Source organism: Mycobacterium ostraviense (genome assembly GCF_002705925.1).
GTDB lineage: Bacteria > Actinomycetota > Actinomycetes > Mycobacteriales > Mycobacteriaceae > Mycobacterium > Mycobacterium ostraviense.
The window spans coordinates 4,924,240-4,926,046 of sequence record NZ_NKRE01000001.1 but is presented as its reverse complement, the minus strand read 5'-3'; the positions used below and the strand labels follow the sequence as shown (position 1 = coordinate 4,926,046).

The following is a 1,807-nucleotide window of genomic DNA, read 5'->3' as shown; positions in this document are numbered from 1 at the left end:
ACCCCGACGTCACCGACCCAAACGCCGCCGCCGCCGACCCCAACTCATCGGCCAACCCAGCCCACGCCGCCGCCGCCGCCAACATCGGCCCCGAACCCGCACCAGAAAACATCCGCAACGAATTAACCTCCGGCGGCAACACCGAAAAATTCATCGACCCGCCCCTCCTTCAACGGAATATTCTCAACACCACCCACCGGCGTTACCGCAACCACCACCCCACACCTGCCCAGCAACCACCGCTCCTGGCAGCGACCCTAGGCCTGTCTCTTATACACATCTACCCACCCGTGTCGGCCACCCAACCACCACAAGGAAGGCGTTCGCCGATGCCGGACGCCGCCGCCCATGCCGGCGCGCCCGAATCCGCTGGCGGCAGCCCAGATTCGGCTGCTACCGGAAAAACCCGGAAATTCCGGTGCCGGAATTGAAGCCGCCGGAGTTCTGATCGCCGGAATTAACAATGCCCGAGCTGTCGTCACCGGAATTCGAGATGCCTGCAAGGTTATTACCCGAGTTGACAAATCCGGCATTGTTAGTGCCGATATTGCTGAAACCCGAATTGAAGCCGGGGATCAGCGCGGGCCCCGCATTCGAGAATCCCGAGTTACCGGTCCCTGTGTTGAAGAAGCCAGAGTTGACAGCACCGTTGGGATCACTGTTCCCAAAGCCCGAGTTTCCGGCACCTTGGTTACCGAACCCGGAATTCAAGACCGGCTGGTCCACCGCGCTGGCGAAACCGGTGTTGAGGTTGCCGCCGTTGAAGCCGCCGGTGTTGGTGTCACCGCCATTGAAAAAGCCGGTATTGACATTGCCCCCGTTCCAGAACCCGGTGTTCGAGTCGCCCGCGTTCAAAAAACCGGTATTTCCCGCACCAGAATTCCCGAAGCCGGTGTTATGGGTCCCCACGTTGAAGCTGCCAAAGTTTCCGTTGCCTGCATCAAAAATACCAAAGTTGGCGTTGCCCGCACTACCAATGCTAGTATTTGAATTGCCCGCGTTCCAGAAGCCGGTATTGAAGTCGCCCGCGTTACCGAAACCCGTATTCCCATTGCCCGAGTTCATCCAGCCGATATTATTGTTACCCGAGTTGAAGAAACCGATGTTGTTGTTGCCCGAATTGAACAATCCGATATTGTTGCTCCCCGAGTTCAATGCGCCGAAGCCAATTTGACCGTTACCGGTGAGCCCGAAGCCGATGTTGTTACTACCTAAATTGCCGAAGCCGATATTGCCACTGCCGTTGTTACCGAAGCCGATGTTGCTACCACCGGAATTCCCGCCGCCGAGGGAAAAGTCGCCGGTGTTTCCGCTGCCCAGGCACACGTCTCCCTGGTTTCCACCGCCGATGTTGATGGTGCCGAAGTTTCCGCTGCCCAGGTTGAGGCTGCCGATGTTGCCGCTGCCCAGGTTTCCGCTGCCGAAGTTTCCGCTGCCGAAGTTGTAGTCGCCGGCGTTTCCGCTGCCGGTGTTCGCGGTCCCGGTGTTCCCGCCACCCCAGTTCACGCTTCCGTAGTTCCCGCTGCCGAGGTTCCAGTTGCCGATATTGCCGCTGCCCAGGTTGAGCCCGCCGATGTTGCCGCTGCCCAGGTTGTAGGAACCGATGTTGCCGAAACCCAGGTTGAAGACGAAGTCGTCAAGCCATTGCGAAACCGCCGCCGGGCCGGCGGTCGCCTGTGCGGCGAGCGCTGCCGGTGCGCCGGCCGCTGCGCCGGCCCCCGTCGCACCACCGACCAGACCCGACAACCCGGGCAACCCCGCCACCGAACCCGACCAGGAAGCCAACCGCGCAGCCGCCGCCGAAACC

2 protein-coding genes are annotated in these 1,807 nt (G+C 60.8%); both read right to left on the bottom strand.

Annotated elements, in window-relative coordinates; translation table 11 throughout:
- A partial coding sequence (locus CDN38_RS22905) for a PPE domain-containing protein (RefSeq protein WP_099319202.1) occupies positions 1–154 on the bottom strand: 154 nt, incomplete at its 3' end.
- Positions 155–393: 239 nt separating this feature from the next.
- Positions 394–1,807, bottom strand: a 1,414-nt coding sequence (locus CDN38_RS22900) for a beta strand repeat-containing protein (RefSeq protein WP_204903246.1), incomplete at its 5' end; no start/stop codon positions are given.